The sequence below is a fragment of the Photobacterium kasasachensis genome, assembly GCF_050336885.1.
GTDB lineage: Bacteria > Pseudomonadota > Gammaproteobacteria > Enterobacterales > Vibrionaceae > Photobacterium > Photobacterium kasasachensis.
In genome coordinates this window covers 1-13176 of the sequence record NZ_JAKJSH010000007.1, presented here as the reverse complement: position 1 = coordinate 13176, position 13176 = coordinate 1, and the positions used below count along the sequence as shown (strand labels likewise).

Here is a 13176-nt window from a genome sequence, read left to right as displayed (position 1 = left end):
AAAGGCTTTCATTTCTAATGAAAACGTCTTTGAGGCACTTTACCTCGATGACATTATTGCCTAAACATTAAAGCTAGCAATGGCTTTATCTAGACCTCTTGCTTGATCGGCAACTGCACTGGCTGCTTGCGAATTCTCATGCACTGCATTGGAATTATCGGTTGTGATATCACGAATAGAACTGATGTTCTGGCTAATATCGGCAGCAACAATACTTTGCTGTTCAACGGCTGCAGCAATTTGGGTGCTGTTTTCTAGTATCCGTTGCATATCACTCATGATTTGAGCAATCATAACTTCGGCACTATTAGCCTGCTCAACACTCTGCTCACCGTGAGTACGACAGTTGCCAATTTGCTCAACAACGACTCTTGTTTGCTCCTGAACCGAAGTAATAATAGATGAAATTTCTTCGGTGGATTGTTGAGTACGACCTGCAAGTGTTCGAACTTCATCGGCAACGACAGCAAACCCTCGACCTTGTTCACCCGCCCGAGCGGCTTCAATTGCTGCATTCAATGCCAGCAGATTAGTTTGCTCCGCAATTCCACGAATCACGTCCAACACAGTGCCAATGTTGTCAGACAGGCCTGATAAGTTAATAATTTCTTCACTGGTTTTAGCTAGCTCATTAGACAATGAACTAATACGCTCTTTTGTTGAGTTGATTTCAGCCAAGCCGGCTGCTGCACCTTGATGGCTTCGCTCTGCGTTAACAGCTGCGCCTTCAGTGGTAGATGCAACTTCCTTGACTGTTTCCCCCATCTCAGTGATTGCCGTTGCTACTGAGTCTGTCTCGGACTGCTGTTGAGCCAAAGCTGCCTCTGTTGCCTGGCTGCTGTGCTGCAACTGCTCGGAGGCGGCTCCCAGTTCTGTGATTGTTGATTGAACGCTGCCGATAAGCTGTCGCATACTGGCCATAAGATCATTAAAGTTAGCCGCCATCTCAGCCATTTCATCTTTGCTGCTGTCATCAGCAAGCAGGGTTAGATCATGACTGCGTGAAATCTCTGACATTAGGCGATTTAAAGTGGTGATGCTGCGCTGAACCCCTTTATTGATGAGTAAAGACAACACTGCCAAGATACCAATTACACCAACAACCGAGAAGGAAATAATGGTTAACACTCGGCTTTTAGCTTCTACAAGCTCTCCCTCGATCTGGGCTTCCATCTTGGAGAATATCTCCTCCACATGGTGTGATGCTGTACGAACCTTGCCTCGCAAGCCTTCATTGTAAGCAAAACCAATTAGTTCCTTCTGCTCATACATCTGCTCAAGCGTATGATTAAACTGAGTTAGCTCAGACTTGAAATCTAATTCTTGAATATTATTAAGCTTTTGATATATCGCTTGATAATCATGCAAATAATCCATGCTATTCGAAAAGGCAAAAAGCTCGGCTTTGAGAACTAGTGTATAAATAGTACTTGCATTTGTACTGTCATGATGTGCATGCTCCATCAGACTCTCAGATTGTTCAAACAAATCGTTATACAACCCTTCAGAATGTTTCAACCCAAGGGTTTGATAATCATGTATTATCTCAAGAAAACTCGCTTTATAGGTTTGCATCTCAAGCATTATTTGGTTCAATTCAGGCACTTTGACCGACAATTCATCCAGTTCATTACTCAAAATTTGCGTTTTACGCTCAAAATCAGAGTAGGTATTCATGAACTTGGTTTTATATTTAAGGTCCAAACGTGCTAAAAAGTCTTTCTCATTTCGGCGTAATGTAAGTAACGAAACCTCTAATGATTTAACATCTGTAAATGTTTGATCTAACTTTAAAATACGTTGATTAGCAAAGTTCGCTACCGCTAATACCAATAACAAAGCAAGCACTGATAAGCCAGTAAGGCAAAATAATTTATATTTAATTTTCATTATGAATATACTCTAGACTACACAAAAAGGATGGCAGCGAATTTCTTTCTATTGACGTAAAAGGGAAAACTGAAAGTATGACCCATGTAAACGCATTTTTATTATAGGAATGACAATTTATTACAATAAATGACAAATTAATCAATTATTCAGCCAATGGCAAGTGGCTATGAATGAAAAATGAGGAATAATCGACATTGCTGAACTAAAACACAATGGTTAGACCAGTAAATGTGCTTCTCATCAGTCTTGGCTTATTTATTAAAATATGCCGTTGTCGCTGTTCTAATTGTTGTTAGACCAGGTCTCTATAAGTAATAAAACGTAGTGCTGTAGAGTTTTTCCTAGATAACGGAATGGAATATTTATCAAAGATAATTAATAAAAAGTCAATAAATATAAAGACTTACAGTATTGGTGTTAAAAGGCTAGGCATAGCTAGCAACAAGATTGATATGATGGCTTATTCCTACCAATCTTACATCTAGTATTATTATCACGTCATTACTTTTTATGGTGCCTAGCTTTGCATACATTTGAATATTATCTTGTATGGTAAAGAAGGGCTCTTAAGAAACTAGACCTGCATAAAAAATCAATCAGATCAGTTAACCTTTTTTCCAAAGGTAAATAGACAAATTTATTATATTCTAATTAACAAGAACATCATTAACTATGCACGTTGCAGTATACAAACATAAATTGTCGACCATGCCCTGTAGTAGCAATCCATCATCAATACTTCTACACTTTCATATCAATGTCAGTGTAACTAATCCAACAGAGGACGGATAGATATGAACAAGGAATGATTCTTTTAAGGCGCTACATATCTTAACGAAGATTTCAAAGAAGTGAGTTTTAAGATAACCAAAGGAGGTAAGCGCTTTACTTGCGCAATTTCTTACATTGCTCTGAAAGACCAAGAAAAACTCGAATCTTAGATGAATCCCATTGATAACTTTGGACTTAAGGGAAAGATAATATTAAAGCTTGCCATTCAGCCTATTTCGCAAGGAGCGAAGCGCGAGTTAGATGGTATTTATTTTATTAACAGTGAACAACTCAAGGTGTATCTGCACTAGTATTAATGCTTCCTTTAAAGTCATCGTTAAACAGGCAGTTCATTTTGTTAGTAATTAACCGCCGAATTTGTAAGTGCAATTATGAGTAACTATAAAAAGAAAAGGCTCACACGGTTTTAATCAAGCGTGTGAGCCTTTCTTGTATTACGGCAAAAAGAGCGAATTTACCGCGTCTAATTAGCCGTGCCAATTAACCACATTTAGAGTCGCCACAGTTCAGACAGGTCTGGCAGCCGTCTTTGACGATGACTGCCTTGGTGTGGCATTTGTAGCAAAGGGTGGCACTTGGCGGGAAGTTACCTTTGTCTTCTTCTTTCTCTTCCGGTGCAGCTGCTAGTTCAGCTTTTTTTGCGTCAAGAAAAGCTTGCTGGTGTTCGTCGACCTCGGGTTTTCCCAGCATGCCAATCTCGGTCAGGTGCTGCTCGATGACATTGCCGATCTCTGCTATCAGAGACGGGACATACTTGCCTTTGTTCCAGTATCCACCGCGCGGGTCGAATACCGAGCGTAGCTCTTCAACCAGGAAGGTACAGTCGCCGCCTTTACGGAATACCGCCGACATGATACGCGTCAGCGCAACAATCCACTGATAGTGCTCTAGGCTCTTCGAGTTGATAAACACTTCAAACGGACGGCGCACTTCGTATTCAGTGCCTTCATTCAGTACAACATCATTGATGGTAATGAACAGGGAGTGCTCAGAGATATGCTCCGGAGTCTTTAGTTTGTAGGTTGTGCCCAACAGCTTTTCTGGCCGCGGCATATCTTCATGCATGTGCACAACTTCAATTTCTGGTTTCGCCGGTACCTCAGGCTGGGTGTCTTGCTCCTGGCTCTTTACTTTGAAACCAACAATTTTGCTGTCAATTTTTTTGACCATGATTCTCTAACCTTAAAATTTACCGTAGTAACCTTCTTTCAGCGCATCATAAAGGTTCGCTGCAGTGTGGGTTTCACCGTCATATTCAATTTCTTCGTTGCCCTTGGCTTCGAAGGTAGTGCCGTCTTCAAGGTTGAACACATAGGTGGTGTTCTCAAGATCCTGCTCTTTAACCAGTACGCCCTGGAACACTTCTGGATTGAAGCGGAACGTCGTACAGCCTTTCAGACCTTTGTCATAGGCATCCATGTAGATGTCTTTGAAATCCTCGAACGGGAAGTCTGTCGGTACGTTGGCGGTTTTAGAGATAGACGAGTCAATCCAGCGTTGTGCCGCGGCCTGAACCTCGACATGCTGGCTTGGGGTAATATCATCGGCGGTGATGAAGTACTCCGGTAGTTTTGCTTCATCGTCGGTGCTGTATGGCATGGCTTTGTCATTGATCAGCTCGCGGTAGGCAAGCAGCTCAAAGCTGTACACATCAACACTTTCTTTCGTTTTCTTGCCTGTCACAATCACGTTTCGTGTGTAGTGGTGGGCAAAGCTTGGTTCGATACCGTTACTGGCGTTATTTGCCAGAGAAAGGGAGATAGTACCGGTTGGGGCGATGGAGCTGTGGTGGGTAAAACGCGCACCGTGCTTGGCTAGCTCCTCGACAAGGGCTGGTTCGACTTCAGCGACTTGCTGCATGTAGCGGCTGTATTTGGCATGCAGCACTTTACCTTTGAGCTTGTCGCCGACCTTGATACCGTCCTTTGCCATCTCAGGGCGCAGACGCATCATCTTGGCAGTGATTTCAAACTCTTCATTCATTACTGGTGCCACGCCTTTTTCTTTGGCAAGGCTAAGGGCTTCTTTCCAGCCGGTGATCGCCATTTCCTGGGCAATTTGCTCGGTAAAGGCTACAGAGGCCGCGCTGCCGTATTTGTGCTTCAGCATGGTCGTTGTCGAACCAAGGCCCAAAAAGCCCATACCGTGGCGGCGTTTATGCTCGATCTCATGGCGTTGCTTTTCAAGTGGCAGCTTGTTGATTTCGACCACGTTGTCTAGCATACGGGTGAAAATAGTCACAACACGACGGTAGGCATCCCAGTCGAAGTGGGCGTTGTCGGTAAACGGCTCACGAACAAATTTAGTCAGGTTTACCGATCCCAGCAGACATGCACCGTATGGCGGCAGCGGCTGCTCACCACATGGGTTGGTTGCGCGGATCTCTTCGCAGAACCAGTTGTTGTTCATTTGGTTGACCTTGTCGATCAGGATGAAACCCGGCTCGGCGTAGTCATAGGTTGACGTCATGATAACGTTCCACAGGTTGCGGGCAGGCATGGTGCGAAATACCTTACATGCAACTCGACCTTCGCTATCTTCGACAAGATCTTCTTTTGTCGGCCAGTCAGTCCAGACGATAGACTCATCATTTTGCAGATCCAGTCCGTCCTGTTTGGCTTCTTTGGCCGTAACAGGGAACATCAGCTGCCACTCGCGATCGTTCTTAACGGCTTCAATAAATTGTTCGGTGATCAGCAGAGACAAGTTGAACTGGCGCAGGCGGCCATCTTCGCGCTTGGCGCGGATAAAGTCGATGATATCCGGGTGGCGGATGTCCATAGTGCCCATCTGTGCACCGCGGCGACCACCGGCCGACGATACGGTGAAACACATTTTGTCGTAGATATCCATGAACGACAGCGGGCCGGAGGTATAAGCGCCAGCACCTGAGACAAACGCACCGCGCGGACGCAGGGTAGAGAAGTCGTAGCCGATCCCACAACCGGCTTTTAGCGTAAGCCCGGCCTCGTGCACCTTGCCAAGAATATCATCCATCGAATCCTGAATAGTGCCGGAAACGGTGCAGTTGATCGTCGACGTAGCAGGCTTGTGTTCAAATGCGCCGGCATTGGAGGTAATCCGGCCTGCTGGGATAGCGCCGTTACGAAGTGCCCATAGGAATTCGTTGTACCAGTGTTCTTTGACTTTATCTTTTTCTAAATCAGCTAACGCGCGAGCAACACGTTTGAAGGTATCGTCAAGCGTGACATCAATAGCTTTTCCATGCTTTGACTTAAGACGATACTTGCTGTCCCAGATCTCCATTGAGGTAGATTGGTATTCAATATCGATTGCTTGAGATACTTCAGAAGCTGTTGGGGTTTTCGCCATTATGAATGCACCTTAATGTTTGTCATTTATTCCAGCACGATTGATATAACTCAGAATCATAAAAAACTGCTTTATATCCACATGACGCTCTTTGAGCCTGAACGTCATATGTTGTGGCAAGGTGACAGATCAAACCACTATATATGATGATCTTCAAGTCTTGACAGCCATATTATCTACCCATGTGATCCGACTGTTAAGTACAAAGATCAACAAGTGTAAAAATTGTTTTGCATTGGTATTGAAATCACTTTTGCAAGCTGGGGTGGGGGATATGAAAACAGTTAGCGTAAATCTTGATCATTCAGCGCTTAAGGGGGTTAAGAGTATTAGAAAACGCTTGTGCTCAACGTCAGGATATGGATAATGCGCTTCGTCTTCAGAGAGTGGCCAGTCCTCACTTTCTATCTTGTTTCCTAGAAACAAAATATGGCGCGTTGGCAGAGTGGCTATGCAGCGGATTGCAAATCCGTGGACCTCGGTTCGACTCCGGGACGCGCCTCCATCTTCTCTCGTTAAACTCACCAATCAATATTCATTCCCCGTTATCTTAGTTTCGTATTATTTCCCATCGATTCATTCATCATCTAATCAATCCGTTATTTATTACGCTTGAATGTCTGCTGGTGTAGGTATAGATGTCGGTAGGCTATGTAATTTTAATTTTCAGTCTGAGATACAAAAACAGCCCCGAATGAGGCTGCTTATTGGTCGCCAGGTGTTACCCCGGGATGCTTATTTGCTGTCTAGCTTTGCAAGATAGCTAATTGTATTGGCCATGTCTTCCAGGCTTTCATGTGCGCTGCTCTCAACCAGATACTTGCCCTGAACAAGGAAGGCCGGAACAGAGGCAATTTCGGCGTTCGTGACGACTTGCTCTGCTTCAGTTAGTTTTTGATACACTTGTTTGTGCTGTTCTTCGGTCAGTTCAAAAGGGCTTGTCAGGTTGTGTGTGGCGAAAATTTTGATCAGCAGTGTTTTTCGCTCATCTTCAGTGACAGTGTCACCGGTGTCCTGTACGTAGGCGAACAATGATTCCATTAGCGCAGCATCAGGCGCACCATCGCTCTGAATAGCGACCGTGTAGTAGATATAAGCTGCGACCTGAGCACTTTTATTGAACGTGACGTGAACTTTGTCGATATCGACGCCTGCTAGCTTTTTGATCTCAGGCAGCATTGTCTCCATGCTACGACAGTGCCCGCAAGCTAACGAGAAGACTTCGATAACAGGAGCGGCATTCTCTACAGTTTCTGCAACGACTTTGTACTTGACGCCTTCTTTCGGTGTTGCAGCATCATTACAGCCAGCCAGAGTAAGAAGGGCGACAAACAGAGGAATTATGGATTTAAGCATTGTTTAAGATACTAACTAGTTAAAAGTAATCATTAATTATGGCTGAATCCTGGGGAAAATACGTGGTAATACATCAAAACTTACATAGTTTTACCTATTAGGGCTAGATGCTGGGCTGTATCCAATCGTTCACTTAAGTAATTGTATAAATTTTAAATTTCTGTAGGATTAGCGGCTTTTTTCTGTGTGGAGGTACGGCATGTACATAGCCACGCTTCCTGGATTCTCATGAACTCAGTGAGCAGCAACGAGGTTGAGGAGTATTAGAACTGAGCTTACTTGTTCAGCATTCGGTGCTCAAGCGGTCATTTCTGTGGTGGTTGAAATAAGCTTCAATTTCTAAAAAAGCAGAAAAACGCGGTCAAAATAGTATGCTGAATAGTTAGAAACCCATCAGGCTTAGGTAACATTTCGCCGAGGTCAAAAATGCGAAGTCAAGCAATATATGCATGTTAATAAAATGGATGTATGACATGTCCCGTTTGGAACAAGTGGGCGAAGTGTTACCCTAGTACTCCATATCCTGATGGGTTCACATAGTTACGTTAAATCTTGCAATGATTTATGTGCCTATACATTGACTGAGCCAAGCGCAGAGGCACATAGTAAGCTCCTAAATTAGGAGTATAAGGTCACAAGTGAGCACTCAGGTCAAATTAACGCTTAAATTGTTCAAAAAACATTCGCAATTGCACCCTGAGCAATTATATAGATATTTAATGCAAAAGTACTTTCATGTCTCTTCAGTCCACTTCTAGTCTAAATGTTATTCTCAGATAAAATGGTTGTTTTTTTATTGGTAGCTTTGAATATAAAATTGTTTTGTATATGAAAATTAACAAGAAATAGCAAAATATCTATTGCAATTTTAAAGGGGATAACAGGAAAAGCATTAGCAGCCACCACATATTCCAACAATAAGTAAGATACCGAAGCTGAACACAAGCAATTTAATAAGTAGTAACAAAACACTCTGGTCGATTTTCCTTGATAGGAGAAAACATAGGTTTTGTTCATCGCAAAATTTGCTAATAGCGATACACTACGGGAAACAAAGAGCGCCATAAAGACACTATCAAACATATAAAATATAGCTGTAAATAATGTAATGTCTATGGCAAAGGATGCTATTCCAGAAAAACCGTAAGTCAGCAATGATTTATAAATTATTATCGAATCGACTAGAGGATTAAAGCTCGAGCCAATATTGTCATTCAAGTAAACCGTTTCTATGGGCACTTCTGTTATCACTAAACCATGTTTGTGAATTGTCAGTAGCATATTCAATTCGTATTCATAGCGTTGACCTGAAATTTCTAACATCAAAGGTAGATGAACATAAGGAATCGCCCTCAAACCACTCTGAGTATCGTTAATTTTCATTCCTACTAAAAACCGAAACAAGACTTTGGTTAAACCGTTACCAAGTTTGCTTCGTAGTGGAACATTTTTATCAAACTTTCTAGCTCCAAGTACAAATTGATCCGGAGTCTGCTGTAAAGCTTTCGCCATCGACAATATATCTTCTGGTGTATGCTGACCATCTGCATCGGCAGTGACTACTCCAACAATATCTGGAAACTGAGCATTAATGTAATCAAATCCAGTTTTTAAAGCTGCTCCCTTACCTTTGTTATTAGTATGCGTAAGTAAATGGCAACCGACTTTTTGAACATCAGCATAAACGTTGTCATAACTATCATCGTCGCCATCCCTGACAACAACGAACTTTTCAAAACCCATTGCATGTAACGAGCTCATTAAGCCCACTAAATTAACATCTGCTTTAAAGCTAGGAATAAGAATCACCACATCTGTAATCATTGTAATTTCGCCTTCATTTTTAAGATTTTATCTGCCGAAGTTATAATATCCCGTCTACCGCATAAAGAGCAATCCAATAACGATAAAGATACTTCATCATCAGTGTTTTTAACTACTGAATACAGCCCTAAGAATTTCGCATCTTCGTTAAAAGGTGCGATGTAATAATCGTCGATATGTATAGTTTCATCAGTACTTTCAAAAAATGACAGTACCGTACTGCACTCATCAAGTAGAAATTTATTGTAGCTATAGATATGCCATTTCCTATATTCTTCATTTGGAACAGAGTACATAACAAAGCGTTTGAGGCCCACTGGCGCACTTATATAATTCAGAGATAAGTTAATCATGTAAAAATTTAAACTACCTTCAGGCCCCAGAAAACACATCTGACCCGAATTTTTGTGCTTTGATATCAATTGCGAAATAGGTGAAATAGCATCCTCAAACTCAAAACGTAAATCAACAGTCTTTCTGTATTTGACTGTATCAAATAACGCAGGATTTAACGAAACGACAGCGAGAACGGTCAATAGTGCCAAACTAAAACGCGAGGTGAAATTTTTGGATTTACTAGCATAGTGAATCAGAAATCCTGACAAAACGTACATAACGCCTAACAGTAGCGGCGCCAAATATCTTCGAAAAGAAGATAACCCCACGGATTCCCCATGGCTTAGTATAGCCACATACATTAGCATATGACCGACTAAATAAACACACGTAAACAGCAATAAAACCATAGACGCATAAAAAATGCGACTTTTATTAATGTTATCGTTTTGACGATAATAAAATATAAAAATACAGGTCGATAATATAAGGACTACTGCGAGAAAGCTTAACTGAATAGCTCCACTAGTGAGTGGTTTGTTATAGAGTGCATTGACATAAGTTGTGAAGACCTCATCAGCATATGCTGGAAATATTCCTCCATCCCCTGTAACTGCTTTAGCTAATAACTCGGAATGTGCATTATTCATTGTCACCCGGCTTGCATCATATAACTGTATTACTACGTCCCAGGAATAAAATGCAATAACAACCGGGCCTAATAAACTGAAAAAAACCTTCATAAATACAATGTTTTTTCCACCCGAAAAACCAAGGCGCTTACCTGTTACAAATATGTCAACCAGCCCTATAACTACCGCAATAATAGCAAGAACAACTCCAACCTTCTTAATTAAGACCAGCGCCGTTAGTGCTAGGGCAAGTGTAAAGAGTTCAAAGGAAGGTTTACAATCTCTCAATGAAATAATTAGGAAAACGATATATCCGAATAATAATCCCATTAAAAAATCGACAGACAACATAGTATAAAATGTATATGTGAAAGTTTGTGTATTCCCCCAAAGTAGAATTAAAGGAAACACCAAGCTGAAAATAGTAGCCAGCAGTATCAGCTTGTAGTCCCCCCAGCGGACCTCTTTAAACAAAGGAATGAGAAGAGCAAACCCCCATAAACTCATACTATATGTCACCACTGATTCGGAGTAAGACCCAACAACGCGTAATAACCAGTATTGAAATAGGTAGGTTGCCGGTGGATAATCCTGAAAAGCTGTATTTGCATCTGAGCCTATAGGTAACGTATTCAGGATAAAGGTGTTTTTTGCTGCCAGCCCCCAGTGGCTAAATGTATCATGGGCTAGGAAATAATAATTGTTAACCAAAAGAAAAATAAGAAAGCAACAAAGAACGTAAATTAATAAACCAGGAGAAAAAAAGTTATACTTAAAAAGTGTAACATCCCTCTTAATCCGAAAGCAAGCAGTAACAAATAACGCCAACATTACAGCGGTGATTATGTAAAATCCTGGTCGTAATAAATCAAAAATACCAAACAGGTACAAACTAAAAACAATCGAAAAAATGACGAGAGGCAACACGTCCTCAAATCGCCGCTTGGTGATAGCAACGACAGCAGCCGAAGGCAAAACCAAAGACAATAAAACAATAATAAAATTAAAATAGGTCACAAAATATCCATTAGCATCAGCTGAATACGCAAAAGTTGAAACCCAATATGATAACAAATCATCGAGAGAGTTCGAAGAGAAATCCGAGGAGAACAGTGCTAAATTTGTGTAATCCATAGATATCCTTTCACCATACAGGATGTCTATAGACAGAGAAATTCAACAAAGATTACAGTGGGTAAAACTCTACCAAGAATGCGGTGATGCAGGTTTAGCTTGCCGTCGTTGTGGAATCTCAAGGTCAATACATCGCAAGTGGATAACTCGATATGAGAGTGATGGTTTATCGGGTTTAAAAAGTAATAGCCGAAGGTCTCATTCTTCTCCTAATAGCAAAATCATTTCTGATATCGAAAAGCTGATTTTGGATATAAGGAAAATAGAAACCTTGGACCAAGAAGGTTGCAGTAAGAATTAGCACGCCTTCATAACCTCATTTCAGCACTGCAACCATCCATAAGGTGCTAACCTCCAATGCCGTACCCCCATTATTACATACCGTAGGAAGCAAGACTTTCAGCGCTATGAACAACCAATTCCTGGCGATATAGTGCAAATGGATACTTGTTAAATTGCTCCTGGAGTTTACCAATACACGGAAATAGATGATTGTACTCGCTACCGTGTTATGCGGTGCTATTCACGCCGTACAGCAGCTAACACGTTAGGTTTTATTGATGTGTAATTGAGGAAATGCTTTTTCCAATTCAGTGAATTCAAACCGATAGAGACCGAGAGTTCTTTGCTGTATCTGTTCAAGAGATGCTCAAAGTATACGGAATAAAGTTCCACTCAAATAAACCAGCCTCGTCGCACATCAATGGCAAAGTTGAGCGCTCTCAGAAGACTGACAAATGTGAGTTTTATCCAACAGTAGAGATTGAACGAACAAGCTTGGATGATCATCTTGCTGAATGGTAACACTATTACAGTTGGCGTCATCCATACAGTGTATTAAAAGGAAAAACACCGATGAAGCATTACTCTGAATTGGCTCGAAACACTCCTTTCTCTGATTATGCTCAAAAGTGTTATTAGCCTGAGGAAGAGAGAATCCAAGAACAGAACTATAAGCTTGATCTTGAGCTCCAAAAATTGAAACGATCTCTATGAATCACACACTAAATTTGAGATGATCATTTCGCCAAAATCCAAAAGCACAGTATGCTTATACCGCATCGATTCTCAGGTAACCATCTTCCCAATATCCTGTATTTATCCTTGTACGGATAAGAGGAGTGAAGTGGGTCGTGATCCAAACTTGTAGAACTAACGTTTATTATAATCACGTACAATAAATGTACTGTTTACCCTGTTATGCATTCCTTCAGACTTAGAAGACAATGGTTTTACGAGTAAGTCTTTTTGATAGTGCTATCAATGTTAGTTTTTCCGCTATATAGTTGAATAAATGACTTCCCTGAAATGTAGCTCTTTACTTTTAGTGTTTAGGAGTTAACTTGACGTTATCAGTACAGAGAGATTGATTGTTAAGGGCTTTAAGACCCTCAATAGAGTTTGAATTTTTTCATTGCGATACCTGATATTCAATAGTGCAGGCGATGATCCGCTTAAAACTTGTTTCCAAACCATATCAAATAGGATTGTAGTTATTTGTCTGGGATGGATTTTTTAGTGTTCTCAATATGGTGTTAAATCCAATCTTTAGTATTATGGCAGTATCACGAAGAGCTATGTTATTCATAGTCATATCTACAGTTTTTTTCACTCTTGGATGATAAGCACCGCAAGTATAAAAAAGTTGGAATTACTATCGGTAGCCAAGACAACGATAGTCCTGTGTGATATTTGTATCAGCTCCATGCTTACGGAGTGATTTAGTTAAGGCCAATTACGACATTGAGTTTAAGTGTTGACATAATAACAACAAATGATTTGACTTTTTCCAAACAACCAAACAACCAAACAACCAAACAACCAAACAACCAAACAACCAAACAACCAAACAACCAAACAACCAAACAACCAAACA

The 13176-nt window shown here is 41.1% G+C and carries 6 protein-coding genes, 1 tRNA gene and 2 pseudogenes; 2 read left to right on the top strand and 7 right to left on the bottom strand.

The window, feature by feature from the left end; genetic code table 11:
* Positions 1-60: 60 nt before the first annotated feature.
* From L4D19_RS09955 to L4D19_RS09945, 3 genes are all read right to left on the bottom strand, one after another.
* Positions 61-1890 (bottom strand): methyl-accepting chemotaxis protein, encoded by a 1830-nt coding sequence (locus tag L4D19_RS09955; protein WP_428452331.1) that lies wholly within the window; start codon positions 1888-1890, stop codon positions 61-63.
* A 1275-nt stretch (positions 1891-3165) separates the two neighbouring features.
* Positions 3166-3855 (bottom strand): TSCPD domain-containing protein, encoded by a 690-nt coding sequence (locus tag L4D19_RS09950; RefSeq protein ID WP_428452330.1) that lies wholly within the window; start codon positions 3853-3855, stop codon positions 3166-3168.
* Between the two features lie 12 nt (positions 3856-3867).
* Complete coding sequence (locus L4D19_RS09945) at positions 3868-6018, bottom strand: adenosylcobalamin-dependent ribonucleoside-diphosphate reductase (RefSeq protein ID WP_428452329.1); 2151 nt, start codon at positions 6016-6018, stop codon at positions 3868-3870.
* Between the two features lie 431 nt (positions 6019-6449).
* On the opposite strand from L4D19_RS09945, the gene L4D19_RS09940 reads away from it, so the two are divergent.
* Positions 6450-6523: transfer RNA gene (locus L4D19_RS09940), tRNA-Cys, on the top strand.
* 230 nt (positions 6524-6753) lie between these two features.
* Here L4D19_RS09940 and L4D19_RS09935 read toward each other — a convergent pair.
* The 3 genes from L4D19_RS09935 to L4D19_RS09925 form a co-directional block, all read right to left on the bottom strand.
* The gene (locus tag L4D19_RS09935; RefSeq protein WP_428452328.1) at positions 6754-7374 is read right to left on the bottom strand and encodes a thioredoxin domain-containing protein; all 621 of its coding nucleotides are present in this window, start codon (positions 7372-7374) and stop codon (positions 6754-6756) included.
* Between the two features lie 759 nt (positions 7375-8133).
* Entirely contained in the window at positions 8134-9198 is a 1065-nt protein-coding gene (locus tag L4D19_RS09930) for a glycosyltransferase (RefSeq protein WP_428452327.1), read from the bottom strand.
* Positions 9195-11300, bottom strand: coding sequence for a hypothetical protein (locus L4D19_RS09925; protein ID WP_428452326.1), 2106 nt, complete (start codon positions 11298-11300; stop codon positions 9195-9197). The genes L4D19_RS09930 and L4D19_RS09925 overlap by 4 nt, the downstream gene beginning before the upstream one ends.
* 28 nt (positions 11301-11328) lie before the next feature.
* Here L4D19_RS09925 and L4D19_RS09920 point away from each other — a divergent pair.
* A pseudogene (locus tag L4D19_RS09920) lies at positions 11329-12296 on the top strand (DDE-type integrase/transposase/recombinase).
* Positions 12297-12777: 481 nt separating this feature from the next.
* Here L4D19_RS09920 and L4D19_RS09915 read toward each other — a convergent pair.
* A pseudogene (locus tag L4D19_RS09915) lies at positions 12778-12927 on the bottom strand (IS1-like element transposase); the annotation flags it as partial.
* Between the last annotated feature and the right edge of the window lie 249 nt (positions 12928-13176).

What these genes read in the sequence shown, in the direction of transcription:
- L4D19_RS09955 (WP_428452331.1), bottom strand. Translation starts at nt 1,890, where the DNA reads ATGAAAATTAAATATAAATTATTTTGCCTTACTGGCTTATCAGTGCTT.
- L4D19_RS09950 (WP_428452330.1), bottom strand. Translation starts at nt 3,855, where the DNA reads ATGGTCAAAAAAATTGACAGCAAAATTGTTGGTTTCAAAGTAAAGAGC.
- L4D19_RS09945 (WP_428452329.1), bottom strand. Translation starts at nt 6,018, where the DNA reads ATGGCGAAAACCCCAACAGCTTCTGAAGTATCTCAAGCAATCGATATT.
- L4D19_RS09935 (WP_428452328.1), bottom strand. Translation starts at nt 7,374, where the DNA reads ATGCTTAAATCCATAATTCCTCTGTTTGTCGCCCTTCTTACTCTGGCT.
- L4D19_RS09930 (WP_428452327.1), bottom strand. Translation starts at nt 9,198, where the DNA reads ATGATTACAGATGTGGTGATTCTTATTCCTAGCTTTAAAGCAGATGTT.
- L4D19_RS09925 (WP_428452326.1), bottom strand. Translation starts at nt 11,300, where the DNA reads ATGGATTACACAAATTTAGCACTGTTCTCCTCGGATTTCTCTTCGAAC.